21 protein-coding genes and 2 tRNA genes are annotated in these 21663 nt (G+C 47.4%); 13 read left to right on the forward strand and 10 right to left on the reverse strand.

Annotation, left to right across the window (positions count from 1 at the left end; all coding sequences use genetic code 11):
- The first annotated feature begins 209 nt into the window (after nt 1-209).
- The 5 genes from JNJ77_18115 (at nt 210) to JNJ77_18135 (ending at nt 7020) form a co-directional block, all read left to right on the forward strand.
- Complete coding sequence (locus JNJ77_18115; protein ID MBL8824509.1) at nt 210-2309, forward strand: pilus assembly protein N-terminal domain-containing protein; 2100 nt, start codon at nt 210-212, stop codon at nt 2307-2309.
- A gap of 15 nt (nt 2310-2324) precedes the next feature.
- The gene (locus JNJ77_18120) at nt 2325-2930 is read left to right on the forward strand and encodes a hypothetical protein (GenBank protein MBL8824510.1); all 606 of its coding nucleotides are present in this window, start codon (nt 2325-2327) and stop codon (nt 2928-2930) included.
- Nucleotides 2931-3025: 95 nt separating this feature from the next.
- Nucleotides 3026-3940 carry a tetratricopeptide repeat protein gene (locus JNJ77_18125; protein MBL8824511.1) on the forward strand — a complete coding sequence of 305 codons (915 nt, stop codon included), beginning with the start codon at nt 3026-3028 and terminating at the stop codon, nt 3938-3940.
- Nucleotides 3941-4130: 190 nt separating this feature from the next.
- Complete coding sequence (locus JNJ77_18130) at nt 4131-6014, forward strand: hypothetical protein (protein MBL8824512.1); 1884 nt, start codon at nt 4131-4133, stop codon at nt 6012-6014.
- Nucleotides 6015-6096: 82 nt separating this feature from the next.
- The gene (locus JNJ77_18135; protein ID MBL8824513.1) at nt 6097-7020 is read left to right on the forward strand and encodes a tetratricopeptide repeat protein; all 924 of its coding nucleotides are present in this window, start codon (nt 6097-6099) and stop codon (nt 7018-7020) included.
- Between the two features lie 16 nt (nt 7021-7036).
- Here the strand turns inward: JNJ77_18135 and JNJ77_18140 are convergent, their stop codons facing one another.
- From JNJ77_18140 to JNJ77_18150, 3 genes are all read right to left on the reverse strand, one after another.
- On the reverse strand, nt 7037-8386 hold the full coding sequence (locus tag JNJ77_18140) for an amidohydrolase (GenBank protein ID MBL8824514.1): 1350 nt from the start codon (nt 8384-8386) through the stop codon (nt 7037-7039).
- A 77-nt stretch (nt 8387-8463) separates the two neighbouring features.
- Nucleotides 8464-8535: transfer RNA gene (locus JNJ77_18145), tRNA-Gly, on the reverse strand.
- Nucleotides 8536-8602: 67 nt separating this feature from the next.
- A complete protein-coding gene (locus tag JNJ77_18150; protein ID MBL8824515.1) occupies nt 8603-9166 on the reverse strand; it encodes a DUF3109 family protein in 564 nt (187 codons plus the stop codon).
- Between the two features lie 112 nt (nt 9167-9278).
- Between JNJ77_18150 and mutM the strand changes: the two genes are divergently transcribed.
- On the forward strand, nt 9279-10112 hold the full coding sequence (gene mutM, locus JNJ77_18155) for a bifunctional DNA-formamidopyrimidine glycosylase/DNA-(apurinic or apyrimidinic site) lyase (GenBank protein MBL8824516.1): 834 nt from the start codon (nt 9279-9281) through the stop codon (nt 10110-10112).
- A gap of 37 nt (nt 10113-10149) precedes the next feature.
- Nucleotides 10150-10222: transfer RNA gene (locus JNJ77_18160), tRNA-Ala, on the forward strand.
- Nucleotides 10223-10224: 2 nt separating this feature from the next.
- Here the strand turns inward: JNJ77_18160 and JNJ77_18165 are convergent.
- The 4 genes from JNJ77_18165 to proC all read right to left on the reverse strand — a co-directional run bounded on the left by JNJ77_18165 (nt 10225) and on the right by proC (nt 14391).
- Nucleotides 10225-12195, reverse strand: coding sequence for a protein kinase (locus tag JNJ77_18165; GenBank protein ID MBL8824517.1), 1971 nt, complete (start codon nt 12193-12195; stop codon nt 10225-10227).
- Between the two features lie 22 nt (nt 12196-12217).
- Nucleotides 12218-12673, reverse strand: coding sequence for a hypothetical protein (locus JNJ77_18170; GenBank protein ID MBL8824518.1), 456 nt, complete (start codon nt 12671-12673; stop codon nt 12218-12220).
- A gap of 92 nt (nt 12674-12765) precedes the next feature.
- Entirely contained in the window at nt 12766-13566 is an 801-nt protein-coding gene (locus JNJ77_18175) for a phosphatidylinositol-specific phospholipase C/glycerophosphodiester phosphodiesterase family protein (GenBank protein ID MBL8824519.1), read from the reverse strand.
- Nucleotides 13567-14391 (reverse strand): pyrroline-5-carboxylate reductase, encoded by an 825-nt coding sequence (gene proC / locus JNJ77_18180; GenBank protein ID MBL8824520.1) that lies wholly within the window; start codon nt 14389-14391, stop codon nt 13567-13569.
- A gap of 148 nt (nt 14392-14539) precedes the next feature.
- Here proC and JNJ77_18185 point away from each other — a divergent pair, with 148 nt between their 5' ends.
- Nucleotides 14540-14692 (forward strand): hypothetical protein, encoded by a 153-nt coding sequence (locus JNJ77_18185; protein MBL8824521.1) that lies wholly within the window; start codon nt 14540-14542, stop codon nt 14690-14692.
- 25 nt (nt 14693-14717) lie between these two features.
- Complete coding sequence (locus JNJ77_18190) at nt 14718-15170, forward strand: nuclear transport factor 2 family protein (GenBank protein MBL8824522.1); 453 nt, start codon at nt 14718-14720, stop codon at nt 15168-15170.
- On the opposite strand, the gene JNJ77_18195 is transcribed toward JNJ77_18190, so the two are convergent.
- Nucleotides 15171-15797: a hypothetical protein gene (locus JNJ77_18195; GenBank protein ID MBL8824523.1), complete on the reverse strand. Its 627-nt coding sequence runs from the start codon at nt 15795-15797 to the stop codon at nt 15171-15173.
- A 78-nt stretch (nt 15798-15875) separates the two neighbouring features.
- On the opposite strand from JNJ77_18195, the gene JNJ77_18200 reads away from it, so the two are divergent.
- Both JNJ77_18200 and JNJ77_18205 read left to right on the forward strand, forming a co-directional pair.
- Complete coding sequence (locus tag JNJ77_18200) at nt 15876-17078, forward strand: BtaA family protein (protein MBL8824524.1); 1203 nt, start codon at nt 15876-15878, stop codon at nt 17076-17078.
- Nucleotides 17075-17812 (forward strand): class I SAM-dependent methyltransferase, encoded by a 738-nt coding sequence (locus JNJ77_18205; protein ID MBL8824525.1) that lies wholly within the window; start codon nt 17075-17077, stop codon nt 17810-17812. The genes JNJ77_18200 and JNJ77_18205 overlap by 4 nt, the downstream gene beginning before the upstream one ends.
- Here JNJ77_18205 and JNJ77_18210 read toward each other — a convergent pair whose 3' ends face one another.
- Nucleotides 17813-18661 carry a fumarylacetoacetate hydrolase family protein gene (locus JNJ77_18210; protein ID MBL8824526.1) on the reverse strand — a complete coding sequence of 283 codons (849 nt, stop codon included), beginning with the start codon at nt 18659-18661 and terminating at the stop codon, nt 17813-17815.
- Nucleotides 18636-20036 (reverse strand): PrsW family intramembrane metalloprotease, encoded by a 1401-nt coding sequence (locus JNJ77_18215; protein MBL8824527.1) that lies wholly within the window; start codon nt 20034-20036, stop codon nt 18636-18638. The genes JNJ77_18210 and JNJ77_18215 overlap by 26 nt, the downstream gene beginning before the upstream one ends.
- 76 nt (nt 20037-20112) lie before the next feature.
- Between JNJ77_18215 and JNJ77_18220 the strand changes: the two genes are divergently transcribed.
- The gene (locus tag JNJ77_18220; protein MBL8824528.1) at nt 20113-21285 is read left to right on the forward strand and encodes a DUF2029 domain-containing protein; all 1173 of its coding nucleotides are present in this window, start codon (nt 20113-20115) and stop codon (nt 21283-21285) included.
- Nucleotides 21286-21366: 81 nt separating this feature from the next.
- Entirely contained in the window at nt 21367-21663 is a 297-nt protein-coding gene (locus JNJ77_18225) for a DUF2089 family protein (protein ID MBL8824529.1), read from the forward strand.

Below are 21663 nucleotides of genomic sequence, written 5' to 3' on the forward strand. Positions count from 1 at the left end.
AGATTACCTAGACTCTGATCAAGGTTTAGTAATCGTCAACACTCGCTGTCATAATCGCTACGTTCGGCAAAAGTTCTCCGCTTTGACATGCCGATAGTGCCAGAGACGCTGTATCGAATGCATCGATACTGCTAGGGACTGTTACAAGTCCATGCAAACAGACAGTGGATCATTGTCGGGTTTGCCAGGGGCTTCTTATGCATTCTTCGATGACAGTTCAGCAATTTGGTTCGCAGGGTAACCGCACCACACGGAAGTGGACTACCTACGTTTCCGCATTGCCTTTGTTGTCATTGACTCTCGTCCTGGTACCTGCCATGGCAGGTGATCCACCAGTTCGATCTCAGGGTACCAGAATTGTTCAGCCACTGGTAGTACAAGCTGGATATCAGGAACAGAAGCCTCCAGTCAAAAACGATAAGACAGGTACGCCACCTTCGAAGACTGAAACACCTTCTAAAGATAGTCAACAGGGTCCTGGTAATCAGGGATTGCCGGAACCACCAAAATTTCCAAACTTGGATTCGAAAGTTCCGGAAGTTGCTCCTCGAGTCGAGAATCAGGATAAGGCAAAACAACCTGATATCTTTGCTCCTCGCACCAGGCTTAATGCGATGGATGCACCGATAGGAAGCACGCCTAAGCCAGATCAGAAAACACTCGATAAGTATCGAACTTACGTTGAGAGCATAGATGATCCAGACAATACTCTGGAACTCGTTATAGGTCGCCCACGCATTCTGCAGTTGAAACAGGCGCCGGTGAAATATCAGGCAGTTGATCCTGCTATTGCAGACATCGAGCTTATCAAGGAAAGCAAAGACAGAGCGTTCTTTGTTCTTGGCAAGCAAACGGGTACAACGGTTATCGCACTCTTTTTTGCTGATCCAGCACAGCCAGATAAGTTCAAAGTGTTGAATTACCTGGTTCGAGTGGTGCCCGATCCTGAAGCGAAAACACGAATCGAGCGGGTATACAAAGCTCTTGAGGATGAAATCAATCGGGCATTTCCCGATAGTGTGGTTAAGTTGTGTCTGATTGGAGACAAACTGGTTGTTTCGGGCCAGGCTAAGGATATTAATGAGGCCTCCAAGATACTGGCAGTCGTTCGCGAACAAGCACCTCAACAGACACCACCTACCAGAATTCCTGTTGATCGCATCGATGTTACACTCAATACTGATCCAACGAATCCTGATCAGACCATTGCTCAGGGATTGCAGAACTTTGTTCTGTCAGGCAATGCGAACATTATAAACTTGTTGCGAGTTCCAGGTGAACAACAAGTGATGCTGCGAGTTCAGGTGGCGGAAGTGCAGCGTAATGCACTGCGTAGCATCGGAATGGACTTTGCCATTTTGAATAATGCGCGTGATCCGGTGCTGATTCAACGTACTGGAGGATTACTTGCCGGGAATAATGCCTTTGGACAAGGTGCTAATATCGGTGCATCCATTGATGGTGGCTCTGTCATCCTGGCTATGAATGCCTTACGTCAGATGGGCTATGCCAGGACACTGGCTGAACCTTGCCTTGTTACTTTGAATGGTCAAGCTGCAACTTTCCAGGCAGGTGGTGAAGTGCCGTTGCCTGTAGTCGCTGGAAATTCAGTTGCAGGATTACAGGGTGTTAATTATCGGCCATTTGGTGTCTCGCTGAATTTCACTCCAATTGTCTACGATAAGGATCGCATCAGGCTAACCGTTAATGCTGAAGTGACCGCACTTGGTCGTGATGCAAATAACCAAGCTTTTACCAATAATGCTCCTGGACAAGTGCAGGTACCAGCTCAAATTAATTCACGTCGTTTCACTAATGTGGTGGAATTGCGGGAAGGACAAACACTGGCCGTGGCAGGCTTAATATCCAACAATTTGCAGACTCAGGCGAACCGCATTCCACTTTTTGGCGACATTCCGCTTATTGGCCGTGCATTCGGCTTTGATGCAATTAATTCCACGGAGCAGGAACTGGTGTTCCTGATTACACCAGAACTAGTGCATCCGATGGAACACAACGAAGTTCCACCATTACCTGGTTACAACGTATATGAACCAGGCGATACTGAATTCTACTTGTTAGGTCGCCTGGAGAGCCGTCGTCGTGAAGATTACCGAGCTGGTGCCCGGACAGATATTCATCGCATGTTGAATTATCGAAAAGGTCAGGATCAGTACATCACAGGGCCTTATGGCTCCAGTTCATCACCAACGATGGTCAATCCCGTTCCCAATAATGTGGTTTTGCCTTCGCAATCGGCGCCAAGCTTGCCGCCACCTGCGGAGAATAAACCCACACCACCCCGCTAACCACCAGGAGCAGCCATGAACAGGAAAATGCATAGCGCTCTATGGGTTGGATTGACGGGCATCAGCCTGGTAGCAGGTTGCACCAGTTGCGATGCGAATCGTTTTGATGAGATAGAATCGGGAGCCATTCCTGAACCGCCTTACATGACAGTCCGAAGGCCATTCGAAACTCAGGCAGGCAAAGCAGAGGTTGATGACTTTGTCTTTTATCGCCATGAATTCTACATGGATGGCAAGGATCTGGGGCCATACGGGCAATATCACCTGAGACTCATCGCTAATCGATTGAATCAAGTGCCTTTCCCCGTGTTGATTCAAGCTGTGCCTGATCCACGAATGAACGAGCAACGCCGACAGACTGTGGTAGCTGCTTTGAAAAAAGCAGGGTTTGAAGACATTGATTCTCGTGTGATCATCGGCTTCCCGGAAGCTGAGGGCATGGGTGGAGACGAAGCTGAGAGAGTCAATGCCTCGCTGCCACAAGCTGGAACAGGTGTTAATGGCAATGGAGGCTTGTTCCGAAACAACGGCTTCCAGGGTAACAATACTTACAACAACGGATTGTTTGGCAACCAACGGGGTAATTTCTTCCGCGGTGGATTTGGGTTTCCTTTCTTCTAACTGACAGAAGCATTCTGGCCATGCGGTGGGGACTGTTTGGCTGGAAGGGATGACATCGTTAGATTCAGAGCGGGAATCACATAAGGAGAAAGACCATGGGACGGTGGTCTCGTTTCGCCTGGGTAATGGGAGTGACTGCATCGTTGGGGTGTGCAACCCCTTCTTTACAAAATGGTTTGCTTAATTCACAGACATTAAGCGAAAAGCCGGTTCCAGAGGTAGCTTCGCATAACATTGTGCCGACAGTTACTGCTGCACCCGTCAAAGATCCTGACCTTGCGCCAGAAAAAGCAGCTAAGTTATGCATAACAACTGGCGAAGAACTCGAAAAGAATGGTCATTATGACAAAGCCATTTATCAGTACGAACTGGCATTAAAGCATCAACCTCGAATGCCTGGAGTTCAGAAAAAACTAGCTGCTTGTTATGCTGGACAGAAACAATTTGAAAAGTCGGTCACTTTATATCAAAAGGAACTGGCACAGAATCCCAAAGATGCAGATATCCTGAACGACTTGGGTTACACCTATTACGAGATGGATGATTTCAAGAATGCAGAGAAATATTTAAGGCAAGCCATCGCTCTCAAACCTGGAATGCAGAGAGCACATGGCAATCTTGGATTAGCTCTGGGTAGACAGATGAGATGGAAGGAATCGTTGGAGGCTTTCAAGAAGGCAGGCTCGCCTGCTGTTGCACAAGCTAATCTTGCTGCCATGTATCTGATAGCTGGCGAGCATGAACAGGCAAGAAGTTCCTGTAACATTGCTTTAGGTTTAGACCCTACGTTGAAATCTGCCAAGGAACTGCTGGCGAAACTCGACAGCATGCCTGATGAATCGGAGAAAACTATTCAACAGGCTGAATCCAGGCTGACAGAACCTCCCGCTACTAAACCTTCCGTTACTAATGGTGAATTGCTTCCAGCGCAGGCCATTCAGTTACAAAAGCCTGTACGACGCGGGATTTCTGCTAATTCCAGCAATGCTTTCAAACCTGTAACTCAATGACTTTCGCTTGACAGATAACCTTATCCGGCTATTCTCCGCAGTCCTGTTATGATTGCGGAGATTTTGTTTGTTTCGTCGTAATTCATTATGGATTTCAAGTTGCTGGTTGTTCGTCTCCCTTTTGACGATAGCTGGATGCACAGGCATTGGTGTACGTCCCGCTGGAGAACGTACGATATTTGATAACTGGATGCAGAATCTTGGCCAGAATGAAGATATTTCTGTTCGAACTCGACAAACTCTCAGGCAACTCGATCTCGAAACGCTTTATGATGATGATCCTTTTAAGTGTTATTTGAAATTGATCAGCATTACGCCCAATGATGCACCGCCAGATCAGGTGTTTGCCCTGGCTGAACTCAGTTTCAAGTTCGGAAGGGAAACAGAACTTCAGCAGCAGACCTATTCCTGCCAATATTATTATCTTTGTGCCGGGTATTCTTATCACTATCTGTTTGGGCTGATTAAAGAAAGCAATGCACAGGCAGTCCTGCAGACTTCAACGCAGCCTCGTCTGTTGCCCTTTAATTGCTTTGATCCACGATTCAGGCTGGCATGCGAATTGTACAATCGCTCGCTGGAAAAGTGCGTACGAAACGTCCAAAGCCAGGGCAAACTTGACTCGAGGCAGGAAATTAAACTGACCACCTACGATGGTGGCACTTTTGAAGTAAAGGTCAACCACCACGGCTTCAATTGGAAGCCGGAGGAATTTGGCCCGATGTTATTCTGTAACGATTACGAAGTTACCGGTCTTGATAACAAGTACCGAGGTTATGGCTTGGGTGTACCCATGATTGGTTCGCGAATTTCACCGGAGAATCGGCCGGGCGATACCAGTCAGCAGGCTGGAAATTATTTTAAAGCGGTACACTTTCCCGTAACTGCTATACTCCGTTTTGATGGTGGTATCACGGAGTTGGCTCACGCCCGCATGGGTACTCTTGAACTGCACAATCCATTAACGTTCCAGGCAATCAACATTGCAGGCTACTCGATGCCCATGGAAACGGATTTGACCACGCCTTTAGCGTATTCCTTGGAAAAAACCGATCTTGCATCACTGGCATACAAGGGATTTATCTTCGCAGACGAAGTCGATAGACAGGCAGGCATCTACATGTTCGAACCGTATCAGAAAGGAAAAATTCCTGTATTGATGGTACATGGCTTGCTTTCATCACCCCTAACCTGGGCACCTCTGTTTAATGATCTGCAAGCAGACCCCTATCTTCGTGAACACTATCAATTCTGGTTTTATCTTTATCCAACGGGCAATCCGTTCATGAATACGGCTGCCGAACTGAGGCAATCTCTGAAGAAAATGCGGCAGGAGGTAGACCCAGACAATAAAGACAAGGCGTTGGATGAATTGGTGCTGGTTGGCCACAGTATGGGAGGTTTGATCGGTAAGTTGATGACGATCAATGGTGGTGATGATTTCTGGAATGTGGCCAGCAACAAGTCTCTTGATGAATTGCAGCTGAAAACGGATACACGTGAACAACTGACTCAGGTTTTTTATTTTAATGCAGTCCAGGATGTAAAACGAGTTATATTCATGGGTACACCGCATCGTGGTTCAAAGCTGAGCCCTACGCTCCTTGGAAAGATTGGCAAGAAACTGGTGCGATTGCCTGAACAGATGACTGCCACAGTTCAGGAAATCATGGAGAAAAACCCTCAAGCATTAAAGCAAGCCGCTAATGAATCCTTTACCAGTATTGATCTGCTCGATCCAGAATCGCCTGCTTTGCAGGTGCTTTATCAGCGCAAACGACCAGAAAAGGTACACTTTCATTCCGTGGTCGGCGTGATCAAGAAGAATCATTTCTTCCAGGAATTACGAGATGTTCTCAATTGGGATGATGCACCGGGCGACGGTGTCGTACGATATGATAGTGCGCACCTCAGGGATGCTGAATCAGAATTGGTGGTGCAGGCTGATCATATGAAGGTCCACCATCATCCCAAGGCAGTTCAGGAAGTCAGACGTATTCTTTATCAGCATCTGAACTCCATCAAGGATAATAATCCTATTCAACAGGTAGAGTACAAAACGCCTTCAAAATGAAGAAATAAGTTCTGTCAGGTTGTCACCAGCCAGCTTACTGTGTTATGATGCCAAGCATTCATGGTGCAAGCAGGGTACAGACATGCTGAAAATCCATGTTATCATACCTGTTTGTATCTCTTTGCAACTCTTGGGCTGCGAGCAGAAATCTACACCAACTTCAGCTATATCGAAGCTAGCTATCACACAGTCAGTATCAGGCGGTAAGTCTGATCCTTTTGATGAGATAAAAACCCAGAAAAGCCGCAAAGATCGAACGGTTGACAACACTGAACAGCAAGCGCAGATTAAGCAATTGCTTGAAAAGGTGCAGACTGCAATTGCGAAGAAAGATTACTCCAATGCTGAAGTGTTGCTGCAGCAGGTGTTACAGCTAGACCCCACCAATCTGTCAGCAGGCAAAGCACAACGCCAGATAAATTTGGATAAGAACAAACAGGTCGCAGACAACGAAAAAACAGTAAGTGTAAAAAAGAAAAAGCAAGCAGAAGAATTAGCGAAGAAAAAGGAAGAATTTGCAAGTCTCATGAAAGAGGGCAAGGAGGCGCTGGCTGCCGAAGATTACGAACAGGCTGCCAATGCTTTTTCAGCAGCACGAAAGTTGAACCCCGAAGATGCAGATGCTGCTATGTATCTGGGTATGGCAAAGCGTGATCAGGAACGCGAAAAAGCCGAGGTGATTCAGAAGGAAAAGGAAGCAGAAGAACAGAAACAGCAGGAAGCACGAGCTGCACAGGAAGAAAAAAATAAGCGAATGAAATCGGACGAAGAACTGAGAGTCAGACTGAAAGCAGATAAAGAGCGAGCAGACGCCCTGAAAAAGTTGAATCAACAACAATTCGATCAGCACATGACAGTGGCTAAAAACGCAATGCATGAGAAGAAGTACGCCGATGCAATATCCGCCTTGGATAAGGCGCTACAACTCTTACCCGAAGATAAACCTGCGAAAGAACTTCAATCTCAAGCGCGAAAAGAACTTGAAGCATCGAAGAAAAGGAACTGAATTATCGCTGCTTCGATTATTTTGCACCAAGTAAATCAAGAGCAACTGCACTCATTGCCTGCACGCCAGTTTGAATGGAAGGTGCCGGTACAGGTGCGTAGAGATCTGAATGCATGCTCGGTAATGGCATCCCGGTTTTTCGGCTATTTGCAACTTTGTCTGGATCGCTGGTACCAAGGAAGAACATGAAAATAGGTGATCCGCCATCGCGACTGTAACGGCTGAAATCCTCACCCCCCATTTTGGGTGGAATCACATACACATTTTTCTCGCCAAGCACCTTGTTCATGGCAGCAACGCTGCGAGTTGTCAGGGCAGGGTCGTTATACATGCTGGGTGTGAATTCTGACTGTTCAACATGTACAACTGGCTCTGGTGCGCGTGCTGCCAGTGCAGCGGCTTTGGCAATACGTTCGATTCCATCGAGCAGATTCTTTCTGACCGAATCCTTGAAGCTGCGAACGGTAATCTGCAATTTCACTTCAGGCGGGATGATATTATGCTTACTACCGCCGTGGAAGGAGCCTACGGTTACTACAGCGGAATCGAGTGGATCGGTTTCACGACTCACAAGCGTTTGTAAATCAATCACGATTCGTGAAGCTATAACGATTGGATCAATGGCATTGTGAGGTGCTGAGCCATGTCCACCTTTACCTTTAACGAGAATGTCAACGCTATCAACATTGGCCATTGCCATACCAGAGGTGTAACCAACCTGACCATGTGGCAGCATACCGTCGCTATGCAGGGCGATGCAGAAATCAGGCTTGGGGAAGCGTTTGAACAGACCGGCATCGAGCATGGCCTTGGCGCCTAGGCCACGTTCTTCAGCAGGCTGCCCGATCATTACCAGAGTGCCTTTCCACTTGGATTTCAGATCGCATAACACCTTAGCAGTTCCAAGCCAGCAAGTCATATGAATGTCGTGGCCACAGGCATGCATAACACCCACTTCTTTGCCTTCTGCGTCACGTACTTTTACGGTGCTTGCATAAGGCACTCCAGTCTGTTCAATGATTGGAAGAGCATCCATATCAGTGCGAATCAGAAGAGTAGGGCCTTCGCCATTTTTCAAAACTCCAACAAACCCGAAGCCACCTTTCTCAGTGCCGATCTGATCGGTTACTTCAAAGCCAAGTGCCCGTAAAGCGTCAGAGAGCTTTTTGGCTGTACGCAATTCTTTGGTCGACAATTCAGGATTGCGATGCAGATCATAATAGACCTGTTCCAGATCTTTCAAATGGACAGCTGTTTTGCTGGCAACTTCCTGTTGGAGCGTCTCTTTGCCTGAATGGTATGCAGTAACAACCAGAGTGCAGGCAAGGAATAAGAATGCGACAAAACACAAGGTACGCAAACGCATAAACGCCTCAATAAATGGGGTGTATGCATTTGATGTAGAAGGTTATCGCTGTTTGTGCAGCCAACAAAATAAAAAAGAGCGGGCGATGGGACTTGAACCCACGACAGCCACGTTGGCAACGTGGCGCTCTACCACTGAGCTACGCCCGCATTCGTCGTAACGAAATTATAGAATCGTCATCATGACAAGCAAGAGTTCAAAGAAATTCTGGTTACTTCAACCAGCTTTTCTCGTTTCCTGAGGTTTGACATACAATTCGAGCGCCAGGTTCATTTCATTCTTCAAAGATTCAGTTGCTTTGACTTTGGATTTTGCAGGATTCAGGCAATGCAGGTCGTTCCATTCTTCACCCTTGTAATTCCATTGCCTTACGTAAAAATCCCCATCTTCATCCCAAAGCAGGGGAAAAATGGCGCATTGAGCTGGTTTGTACTTGAGAGAATCGCCTTCTACTGCCCCCATTTTGTGAAGGGTACAGCCCTCATTGAAAAACACGCACCAGCCATCCACCACAGGTGCCATGTAAAGCCCTGCTCGCTGACGTTGTGTCACCAGACCATTGTCTTCAATTATCCGCCGGGCTTTATCTTTCAGCAAGGGAAGCAAGGTTGATAGTTTTCGTCTGATTTTCTGTTGTTCCTGATCTGTCAGTCCCGGTCGGCCATTCGTGCAGCAATCACCTTCGCAGCCTCGGCCAAAGGTGCAATCGAAGGTGGCGGTTTCTGCGTTGAGTAATGGGAGTGAGTATTTGGAAGAAGTTTCCAGTTGTTGACCTTTCATAGTCTTCTGTCACTTTCCTGCACATTAAATTAGGGCACACTTCGAACATCTCTAGTAACTAATCTTCGACAGATGGGAAAGACCAGTATGATGAAAAATGCAAGGAGAAAAAATGCCTGAATTACCTGAAGTTGAAACGGTAGTAAGATCACTCAGGCCAAAGCTGGTCGGGAAGTGGATAAAAACAGTCAGACGCGGCAGACACCAACTCAGGAAACCCTGGTTAGCCCAATGGACCCAGCAAGTTTCTGACACGAAGATCGTTAGCATGGAACGACGTGGAAAATGGATTTTGCTTAAGCTATCACAGGAAGGTTGTCACCTGGTGGTTCACCTCGGCATGACTGGGCGATTGCTGGTCTGTAATAGTATTGAACAAGTATTGTCGCATACACACCTGGTATTTCCACTGGCCGGCGGTGATGAAGAACTGCGCTACGTTGACCCTCGCCGTTTTGGAAGCGTGCGGCTTTGTCAGGTAGTTGATAACCATCGCTTTCCTGAAGAATTACAACTCGGAATAGAGCCGTTTGGAAAATACTCAAAGCAACTGGAGGAACGATTTCTGGCCAGCAATCGATCACTAAAAGCCATTTTGCTGGATCAATCTGTTATGGCTGGGGTTGGGAATATCTATGCAGATGAGGCACTTTATCGTGCCAGACTCAATCCGGAATGGCGTGGTAACTCTCTCACCTCGAAACAGGTTCGGATATTAGTTTCAGCGGTACAACAAGTGTTGCAACGCGCTATCGATGCTCATGGTTCAACAATTTTGAGCTTTTACTATGGTGATGGCGAAGCAGGCGGATTCCAGAATGAATTCAAAGTCTATGGCCGTAAGGACTTGCCCTGTTATCATTGCGGTACGCCCATTCAGCGAACAAAACTGAGTGGGCGATCGACACATTGGTGCCCGAAATGCCAAAATCAAACAAACAGATAGATGTTCTGCCTGCGATTATTTATGCTGGCTATTATCAGGGGCCGTAGCTCAACTGGGAGAGCGCCGCGTTCGCAATGCGGAGGTTGAGGGTTCGATCCCCTTCGGCTCCAATTTATCTTCCAAGATAATTCAGAATAATTTTGATATCCTGATTGCCTTGCGGTTCAATAACCAGTCGCAGTTTGCTGTCACGTTCACTGCTGTAACTGCGATGCACTTCGGTTTCCATGATAAGCGGGCTGATAAGCAAGTTTCGAAAATTCTCATCCGTTTCAGCCACATTGGGCATCAGTCGATTTCGATCCAGCACAGGGTCTTTTTCGACAATCACTTTATAACGTCCAGGTGGAGCGCCATCTCCTGGCATGGATGTTGTAAATGAGAATTTTCCTTCACTGTCAGTTTTTGCATGAGGACGTACACCTGCTTCATTGCCTTCAGGAATGAGTCGGATCGTGGCATCCGCGATCGGCTTATCAAGTAGATATAGTGTGCCACTTGCAAAAACAGGGCCTTTTTTATCTGTGTTGGGAGCTCCTGGGTTCCAAAACACAGCAGCAATTACCGCAGCCACCATGCCGAGTAACACGAGAGCAGAACCCCATTTAAGGATGGAAAGTCGCCAGTTCCAGAGAATTTCCCTGGTTGACATACGTCGGCGAACGGCCATGCCAGCAGGTACCACAGGCATGGCGGTAACGCCTACACCTGGTGGTGGTTGATAAGTGGCAATTAAAGCAGCCATCTTGGGATCAACCATGCCAGCTTTACCAGGCTGTTGCTGTGGATCCTGTAAGGCAGTTAGTCGTTCTTTGAGTTGTGTAAGAGTCAATCGTTGTGCGGGATCTTTATGCAGGCAGGAATGCAGAATGCCTGCCAGTGCTTCTCCAGCCAGCCGCCAATGATTCAGCGCCGGGTGAGGAGTGGCAAATAAGGCTAAACAGGCTACTTTAGCAAGTGAGTAGACATCAGATGCTTCACTGGCTGGTACAGCCAATTCACCAATTTGTTCTGGGGCTGCATAATCGAGCGAATTACTGAGCGTGCGACCGAAGGTTGTCTGCCCAAGGTGAGAAGGATTCGATATGGGGTATTCGTAAAACTCGCGTTTGAGGGGTAAGCCAAAGTTGGTCATGACCCCTGAGTAGCCACTGACTTTTCTGCGAATGAGGACATAATCTGGTCGAATATTGCGATGCAAAACGCCAGCGGTATGTGCAGCTTGCAAGCCTTCAACCAGGCTTTGGAAAAGCGGCAGGAAATCCTTTGGGGAAATGACACCACTTCGCTGAACATATTGTTCCACAGTACTCGCTTCATACAGCAATGAAACTACAAAAGGCCGTTGACCGTCTGGTGTTGCATGGCCTGTGCCCCGGATGGGAAGAATTGACCGATGGTTCACTGTTGATAATTTCTTCTGGTCGTCGAAGATTTCCGAGAGCGTTCGATCCACATATCGCAAATCGAGAGTTCGAATGAACAAATCTTCTTTTTGCAGTGTGGTACGTGTAGTGCAGCGAACCGTGATGCCAATAATATCGGAATAAACAATCTGTTCGGGATCAAATCGCTCCAATTGAACCGGGGAAAATCTGCGAGGAGATAACCCCGCTGCATAGCGTAATTCCACGCTGGCATCGGAAAGATTCGGTCGTTCCAATGCAGAGCGATAGGCATGGTATCGTGCCAGGGCCTGCTGTTCGGTATCTTTATGGATTTGCGACAGCGCCATAAAGTTTCGTTGAGCGTTTTGAAATTCACCGACTGAAAATTCCAGACGAGCCAGGATATCGAGCAGGGTTGGTATTTTTGCCTGTAATGCCTTTGATTTGCTGCGTATCTGATTGGTCCAGGCTCGTGTGAGTTGTCGATCCAGAATATCGCCCAGCGGCATAATCATGACTGGTAATGTGCCTTGCAGAGGTACTTCCAGGCGTTCCCCTGTCTGTACGATTGACTTGGCCAGTTCGTTAACATCCGGATTTCCAACTAAAGCGAGTTCGTAATCCAGCCCGGGATGACCGGTTGATACGGCGATCGACTTATTCTGGCCTGGCTGTGGGTTGGCCACCATACTCATAGTTCATCGTACCTCGATGCAGTTAATGCAGGTTTTTACCCGGTTGATGTCTTCCAGGCTCTGCCAGTTGTTCCAATCGATCTACTCGTTGATGCATCTGTTCAAGCGGGATTTCATATGGTTCCATATCGGGAGGAAATGGCCATTTGTTTCCCATATAGCTCATCAAAAGGAATACTCCCATAGCGGCAGCGAGTGAATAACTGATAATAGAACCAATCATCCCTGCTGCCACGGCAAACAAAGCATGTCCATATCCAATGTGACGAGGCAACCGGTTGCCCCGTTCCAAACCAATCAGGCCATAAACCACTGCAACCGGCCCCAAAAATAATCCAGCTATGGGTAACAGGCCGAATATCGAATAATAATAGCCGAGCAGAGCAGGCTGATTACGTGTGGGAATAACGTGATCTATCGAATGATTGATCACTTCACTACGCGTGGCAGGAGTTTTCATTGGCACTGGCTCTGCCATGATCGATTCCTGAATTCAAAATCAGTAAAATTGATTGTACAGTTCACAGGGCAATTCTGAATACCCGGTACAGGACATTCGAATAACAGTTTTCAGTTCTTCTGTTTTAACAGGAATGAATTTAATTCACTCAATTTGTCAGTATTGATCAGATCGACATTCAATTCATGCAGCAGTTGCCATACTGTTTCATGTTCGGGAGTAGCCCAGAACCGTACTTTACGTTTGTGTTTGTGAGCCTGTTTCACGATATTATCGAGTTTTTGTTTATCAGATGGAGAAATGGGTTGCAGACCACTCCATCGAATCTGTGTTTGCCAGTTATCGCTGATGACCGGCATCAAATGAGTTGGTACCGTGCTTGATAAGTCGCTCAATCGGCCATCGTATGCAGCAAACCGGGGTGATTGATTTGCCAACTCCTGAAGAGCGGGGCGGGATCCCGAAAGAATAACTGTTACCGCACGCTCAGTGACTTTACCATTGCGCACCTCGGTCAGGATTTCTGAATACTTTTCCAGGAGGCGATGCAGTACGGGATAAGTTGTAGAGGCAGGTGTCTTCAGATCAATAAACAGGTAGATTGTCTTTGGTGAGCCAGCCGATTTGAGAAAGATAGATCCATGATTTTTCCTGGCTAGTTCTCGGAGCGGATTCAAGTAGAGAGCTTCGAGTGTTCGCTCAGATTTAAGCTCTTGCTTGGTATGACCTAGCAGCAGAGCATTGTTTTCGCCAAGGAATATATCTGCTTCAACAGAACAAAATCCTTGTTCCAGAGCATCGAGCAGTGGCTTTGAGTGCAGATAATCATTGTGGGCATGTGCCTGCTTAAGTGGCACAACTTCTTGCCCCTGCATTGAAATACAGACCAACAATGTGAGCCAGAGTAACATCTAACTCTTGCCCAATTCAGAAGCTCTTGAGGCTGCTGCCAGCACTGCATCCATCATGCTACATCGCACAGCGCCGCTTTCCATGGCATGCAGTCCAGCAATGGTGGTACCACCCGGGCTTGCAACCATGTCTTTCAGCATGGCTGGATGTAGTCCGGTTTCAAGCAACATCTTCGCCGTGCCATAAACCGTTTGAGTGGCAAGCAGATTTGCGACATCACGGGAAAGTCCAGCCCTTACGCCTCCATCTGCCAGAGCTTCAATGATGACGGCAATATATGCAGGTCCGCTTGCTGACAAACCTGTAACTGCATCAATCAGGCGTTCGGGCAGTTCAACTGCTTTGCCAAGCGTGTTGAGAATGCGTTGAACCAGTTCAGCATCATCAAAGGTGGCTTTGGCACCCAGGCAGAACCCTGCAGCGCCGGCACCAACTAATATGGGAGTATTGGGCATGACCCTTACTAAACGAGCCTTGCTCCCCAAGATGGCTGAAAGCTGAGTCAGCGTGACACCCGCAGCAACTGACACTACCAGATGTTTGGCAGTCAGCATAGGTTTCAGTTCAAGTAACACTTCCGCCATCACCTGCGGTTTCACTGCCAGGAAGATAACATCGCTGGAATCGACAACAGGTTTGTTCTCAGCGTGAACTTTGACTTGAGTGAGATCTGCGAGCACATCCCGTGCTTCTTCGACGACATCACTGGCAACAATCCGGTCTGCAGTAGTCATTTTCGAACGGAGCAGTGCTTGGATCATGGCCGTTGCCATGCGACCTGCACCAATAAAACCAATACGGGGAAAGTTGCTCTTTTCAGCCATTTCAAATTCTCGCTATGGGTATGAAGTTATAGTGTGTCAATTTCGAAGCCAGTTTCCAGATTCACATGAAGAAAAGTCGTTGCCTTTCAGGTTTATTGTGTCAGAATAGTCGGATTGTCTGCCTTCATTTCTTTATTGGAGTAATGTGATGGGGAAGTTAGGACCAATTTGTCTTGCTGTTTGGCTGATTCTCATGGGTGCCTTACAGGCATTTGACATCAAGTTTGAAAATCGAGATAAGATCATGGGTGCATTGGCCATTATTGCCGGTGTACTTATGCTTGTTTCTTTTCTGCAATAACACTCAATCATTAATGGAGTAAGCCATGCATTGCCTGGTGTTTGCAATCCTGCTTTCTTCGATGGATGCACAATCTTCGATCAACAAGGTTCTGGAAGATTGGCATCAGGCAGCGGCCAAGGCAGATGAAAATGCTTACTTCAATGCCATGACAGAGGATTCCATATATTTAGGTACCGATGCGACGGAACGCTGGAATAAGACAGCGTTCCGAAAGTTTGCTCACCCGTATTTCGCCCAAGGCAAAGCCTGGACTTTTGCAGCATCGCGTCGCGACGTCATGCTTTCAGCCGATGGTAAACTGGCCTGGTTTGATGAGGACTTGAAAACACAGAATCTGGGGCCTGTTCGTGGTTCAGGTGTGTTGAGACTGGAGAAAGACGGTTGGAAGATTGTTCATTACAATCTGTCAGTCACCATTCCAAACGAGAAATTTCCAGCAGTGAAAAAGCTGCTGGATGAAGAAACAAAGAAATAGTCATTTCGCTTCGCTGAGTTTGGCTTCTTTGATTAATTCAGCCAGCTTGAGCACGATGGCTTCTTTGGTTGAGTGTTCACCCTTCGATACCTGTTCGGCCAACTTTTTCAAAATGCCGGCAAGGTTAGTAAGTTCCTTTGTTTGTTTCGTCAATTTTTCCTGGGTGTAGGTACCCATCGTCTTGAGAAAGAAGCCGGGAAGCGAAGCACGATAACCTTCTCCCTCTTTTTTAACGCTGAGAGTTTCTTCGCGCATGCGTTGAGGCTTACCAAAACGTACCAGTGCCTGATGCTCATCTTTGTTGCGAGTCAATTCCAGCAATTCCAGTTGATAGCCTGAAAAAGGATTCAACTCTTGGGCAAAAGGATTGGTAAGGTTGAGTGCAGGCTTTTCGGCTAGTGCTTTGCTGAACGCATCGGAGGCTGTTTGGGCTTCCGACAGTGCTGGGGCCAGTGTGCGAAGTGTTTGACCTGCAGGCCCGCTTGTCAGCCTGGCAATGGCCAGCACGTCCCCCTTTTCAAATGCCTGCCGATATTCGGTTAGTGCTGCTTCAGCACTGCTTGGCAATTTCGCATCCTGAGCCTGTACCGTAACGCAGATAGTAGACATAATCAACAATATCATCATTCCGGCTCCAGGCTGCTGGCTCCTGACTGCTATCTCCATATCTTCCCAACATAGCAGTTTTCGTGCGAAGGGTCATTCATGAAACAGAAGTTGCAGCAATGGCTCAGCGATAAGTGCTTTCACCTCGTGCATGGCCGAAACCTTGTTTACAACACCTGCTGGGAAGACCCCGCACTCGATCGTGTGGCGTTGAAACTGACTAACAACGACACAGTACTGGTGATTACCTCCGCTGGTTGTAATGCTTTGGATTATCTGCTTGCCGGGGCAGGGAGAGTGCATGCCGTCGACATGAATTTCAGACAGAATGCACTCCTGGAATTCAAAAGAGCTGGCATCAAGTATCTGAACTACGAAGATTTCTTTCAACTGTTTGGCCAGGGTAAACATCCCGATATCCGTCAGGTGTATACCGATGCTTTACGCCCTAATTTGCCCAAATGGGCTCAGAAATTCTGGGATCGCCGATTCAAATTCTTCGCAGGGTCAGGCTGGCGTAAGAGCTTCTACTTTCGCGGAACATCTGGCACCTTTGCCCGCATGATCAATACTTATGTTGATCGTGTTGCGAAAGTCAGAGCCGATCTGGAAGACCTTTTCGCTTGCAAAACAGTGCCAGAGCAGGATGAACTCTACCACAAGCGCCTCAAGCCTCGATTCTGGAAGAAATTCATCAAGTGGGCAGTCCGTCGCGATGCTACGCTTTCACTGTTGGGGGTACCGCGACCGCAGCGTTTGCAAGTGGAAAAGTACTACGAAGGTGGCATAGCCAAGTTCATTGAAGATTGCATGGAAGCGGTATTTGCCAAGTTGCCGCTTCATGATAATTATTTCTGGCGAGTTTACCTTACGGGAGAGTACACCAGAGAATGTTGTCCCGAATATCTCAGGGAGGAAAACTTTCACCGCTTGAAGAATGGTTTAATAGACAAAGTGACAACGCATACCACCACAGTCGCTGGCTTCCTGCGGGAGAATGACGTTACGATTTCGCGATTTGTTCTGCTTGACCACATGGACTGGCTAGCCTTTTTCAAACTGCCTTATTTGCGTGAAGAATGGCAGGCCATTGTTGATCGTGCTGCCAGCCATTCCAAGGTGATCTACCGTTCCGGCGGTCTAGAAGTTGATTATGTGGAACCGCTGGAAGTAGAGGTGCAGGGCACGAAATGCAAAATGAAGGAATTGCTGACCTTTCAGCCTGAGTTGGCGAAAGAACTTCATGCCAGGGATCGGGTTCACACCTATGGCAGCTTCTACATTGCGGATCTGAAAGTATGAGTCTCTGGTCCGACCTGAAAGTCCTGTATCATTTGACTCTGTCGCCCGTGCGAGGCAAATCGCATCAGGACCGTCTGGAAAGTTTCTATGGCGGGCAAGCTCAGGACTATGACCAGTTTCGCAAGCGGTTGCTGAAAGGTAGAGAGGAACTCTACTCCAGTATTCCGGTGCCAACTGGTGGCTGCTGGGTTGATGTGGGTGGTGGAACCGGTTCCAATTTTGAGTATTTGGGTGATGCGATCCACCAATTGGGAAGTGGCTTCGTTGTCGATCTGACTCCATCATTGCTGAAAGTTGCGGATGAGAGAATTAAAGAGCGGAAATGGCTCAATATCAAAACGCTACATGCTGATGCTACTGCTTTGATGCTTCCCGAATCGCAGCAGGCAGATGTTGTGACATTTTCCTATTCGCTCACGATGATTCCAGACTGGTTCGCAGCAGTGGATGCCGCCTGGAAAATATTGAAGCCGGGTGGTCTGATAGGCGTGGTAGATTTTTTTGTCAGCAGAAAATGGGCAGAGCACCCACGAACACGCCACGCCTGGTCAACACGTCATTTCTGGCGCACCTGGTTTGATGCAGACAATGTTTTCCCGAGTCCGGATCATATTCCGTATTTACAGCATCGTTTTGAACAGATGAGTTTGTACGAAGAACGAACCAAGTTACCATACATGCCGTTTGTGAAGATGCCTTACTATCGATTTATAGGCCGCAAGCTATTGGCATAATCAGGCTACAATGTTTATTAGGCTGCCAATACCATCGATACTGATCTCAACCACGTCTCCCGATTGAAGCGTAAAATCATTCTCGGGAACAATCCCAGTCCCTGTCAGCAAAAAGCAACCATTCGGAAAAGAGTTGTCACGGCTAAGCCATTGAACCAGATCAGTCAGTTCTCTCGCCATGTTAGAAACTGCAGTATGGCCTTCAAACACAACTGCATCTTGCCTGGCAATTTTGAGATGGATTTTCCAATGCTTCGGGTCGATTGCTTCGTCTGCCAGGGTGATGACAGGGCCTATTGCACAACATCCCATGTACGTTTTTGCCTGTGGCAGGTAGAGCGGGTTTTCGCCTTCAATCGAACGCGAACTGACATCATTGCCAATGGTGTAGCCGACAATTTTCAAGTCCGGTTTCAGTACCAGCGTCAACTCCGGCTCAGGGACGTTCCAAGTGGAATCCTGTCGTATTCGAATAGCCTGCTGATGGCCCACAATGCGGTGAGGCGTGGCTTTGAAGAACAGTTCTGGCCGATCTGCCTGATAGACTTTGTGGTAGAATGCTGCAGCTCCTTTGGATTCCTGCTTGCGTGCTGTTTGCGATCGGCGATAAGTAACACCTGCAGCCCATACTTCCTGCTTGGAGATGGGTGGCATCCAGGAGACTTGGTCGCGCGATACGGTTCTGCTTCTGCTTAACAGCTTTCGTATCACCTTTTCAGGCTTTTTGTGGTGGAGGATTTCGTTGAGTTTCAAGCCACCCTGTTTGGGTCGAGGCAGTAATTGCAGTTCATCGCCCGTGACAATAGCTGTGCGTTTTCGACCCTTAAACAGGACTTGGGCTAGTTGCATGAGTGGAGGGATCACTTTCGATAGATGGTGCTGGTTGAATGTGAAGAGGAGTGCCCTCGGCAGAAAGGTTGGGTACCTGGACGAGGATGTCTCCTTCCTTTTCACGAGCAGATTCTATCATTAATACCAGCCAGCCAAAACTGAATAATGCTACAGCCAAAGCTAAACCATCCATATGTTTGGTAATAAAGGCATCGTATAAGCCGTGCAATACCATCGGTATGGCAATCAGAATGAAGAGTCGGTTAAATCCTTCAAGAACACTCATCCTGCCATGTGTCAATCGCTGATGCCGGTGAAGGAACAAAGCAGCGGCTGCACACCAGATTGCATGCAGCATGACGCATGAGATGAACCTTACAAAGTAAATCTGCTGGTCGCACAAGCCGTTGTACATGGTTTCGGAAAAATGAATGCCTTCTGCAATTCCAAAACCGATGCCTGATGCCATTCCCAGTGCGCAGCATTCATGCCAGCGCATGCGACTTCGACCCAGGAAAATGATGAAGATAGGCAGTGCTTTGATAATCTCCTCACATAAGCCCACACCAAAAGTAAAGCTGAGCAGATAGGTGATGAAAGGCAAATCTGGATGCATGATAGCCCGGTAGCAAATGCCAATCATGTAAATGATGATGCCAAACGGACCAGCTACCACCATTCCCCAACCAGACATGGCTAATATCTGAAGGATCATCAGGGAGCCAATTCCAAATATGGCAGTGAAGATTCCAATTATCAGCATCAAAGGTGCTCGGGTAAAACCTTTAGGCAAACAGGTACAGACTGTCACCAGAAATCCAATCGTAGCCAGCATCGCAAGGTAAAAATGCAGATCGGTGTCACGAGGAAGCCATGCTGATTTGAGTTTTTTGTTAGGGAAGAATTCGAGAATTTCGTCAAGTGTAGCATGCCCTTTTTTGGCTTCTTCAAGGGTCTTGTATGCCTTTCGTTGTTTCTCTCCACGCAGGTCATTCTGAATACTTTGCTCAATCTCTTTGATCAGATTATCGTCTTTGTTTTGATAAACATCGATACCCAGAGGAATAAATGCCAGGATGAAGAAGAAGTAAAGTGACCCTCGGGCAATTCTTTTCTTCTTTACCTGATTGAGGGGTTCTGAGTGATCATCAGGTGATTGGCCCTTTTTGCGGTCATTATGATAACCTATTGGAGTTGTAGCATAATCTTTTGCATCAAAGTGGGCTGCCATCTTCAATGCCTGATGATCGTCTCGCTGAGTTGATTTGGCAATTGCAGGCTGGGGAACAACTTGTCGTTCTCTACAACTCGGACAGGCTATTTTCATCCCAGGCATATCATCCTGGGCTTTAATCTTCTGACCACAATTGGTGCAGTAAAATCGAATCGCCACTGGTGGGCTCCAGCGTTATCATTGGACAGTTAGGCAAAGATAGGTCATGTTCCAGTTAGATTCAAAGGAACAGTTCATGCTTGTCATTACCGCCAGTTTGTTGGTTTGTTGGTGTCTGCCTGCAGATGAAAATGCAACACCGACAGCGCAGGAAGTCACTATCCCCTTTGGCGGGACCGATTTCAAGCAATATTACACCACAAGCAGGCTGATTCTGGAAGGGAGTAACCCTTACGATTATGATAAAGCTGGCAAAATACAGCGAGAATTAGGTGAAAAAGGTGCCACGCAGGTGCCTTACGGCCCGCCAACATCACTCCTTCCTTTCATTCCACTTGGCTGGGTTGATTTTCTGACGGCTATACAGATTCAGCTAGGCTTGAATGTTGGCATGCTGGTCATCAGCTGCTTTCTCTGGGGCAAAATGCTCTATCCAATTTCGAATACGATGCCTTTGCTCAGCTGCATAGCCGTCATTGCCTGGATTCCCTGTTTATCACTTTTTGGAATGGGGCATGTTACATCCTGGACATTGTTAGGCTTTACTCTTTGGTGTTTCTTTCAAACCCAAAACAAACCCTGGCTGGCAGGAATCTGCTTGGCTCTCAGCATCATTAAGCCACATCTGGCGTTTGGTATGGTTGTTTTTGCAGGGGTCTATGGGATCAGGAATCGAGAGTGGAAAATGCTGGCAGGATTCGTGCTTACTGTCCTTGTTATGATCCTTGCAACCTGGCTGATTCGGCCTTCCATCTGGCACGAATTTCTTGGTTCAATCGAACAATCAAACCCGACGCAATGGTATAATGCCACTCTGGACGGTTGGGGTCGGTTTTATTTCGGTCCTTGGTTCCGTGTTGTATCCATCGCAATGAGTGTGTCACTCCTGGCCTGGATAGTCATACTGGCGTGGAAGGGTGGAAAAAATTTTCCTGAAACTTGTCCACTAGTGCTGGCTCTCTGGATGGCTGCAACTCCTTATGCTTTCAGTTACGACTATGTGCTATTGCTCCCTGGCTTTCTCATGGCAATAGGAGCCTGGCTGCATCGATCTCATCCCTATTGGTATGTTGCTATAGCTGGCTGGATGATGCTGGATGTCGTTTACGTTCTGAAAAAAGGGCAATGGTACGAGTATCAATTCTTCTTCATTCCATGGGGCGGCCTTGCGCTGACGCTGTTCATGCTAACGCCCAAGGCGACATGGTCAAAACCAATACCCAAACAAGAGAAAGTACCAGTCGCCTGATTTTTATTTTATTGATATTGACTTTCGTTTAATTGAATTGAATAATATTAAATGTGTATTCAATAATATTGAAAGTTGAAGATGGCGCTTCCGGCCTGGCTCGAAGTTCTGGATGACGATGACCTTCAATTCCTGAAGCGTTTCGTTCTCTCTTCTGGTTCACTTAAAGATCTGGCAGCCAGCTATGAAGTTTCCTATCCCACCTTGCGAATCAGACTCGACCGATTGATTGCCAAAGTGAAAGCAGGCGATGATCAGAAACTGACCGATCCATTTGAGCGCAAATTGAAACTTCTGGTGTCTGATGGCCAGATCACGGCTGGCCTGGCCAGGGAGTTGTTGAATACGCATCATTCAGTTCTAACTGGGAGAAAGTAG

The organism is Planctomycetia bacterium (assembly GCA_016795155.1).
Classification (GTDB): domain Bacteria; phylum Planctomycetota; class Planctomycetia; order Gemmatales; family HRBIN36; genus JAEUIE01.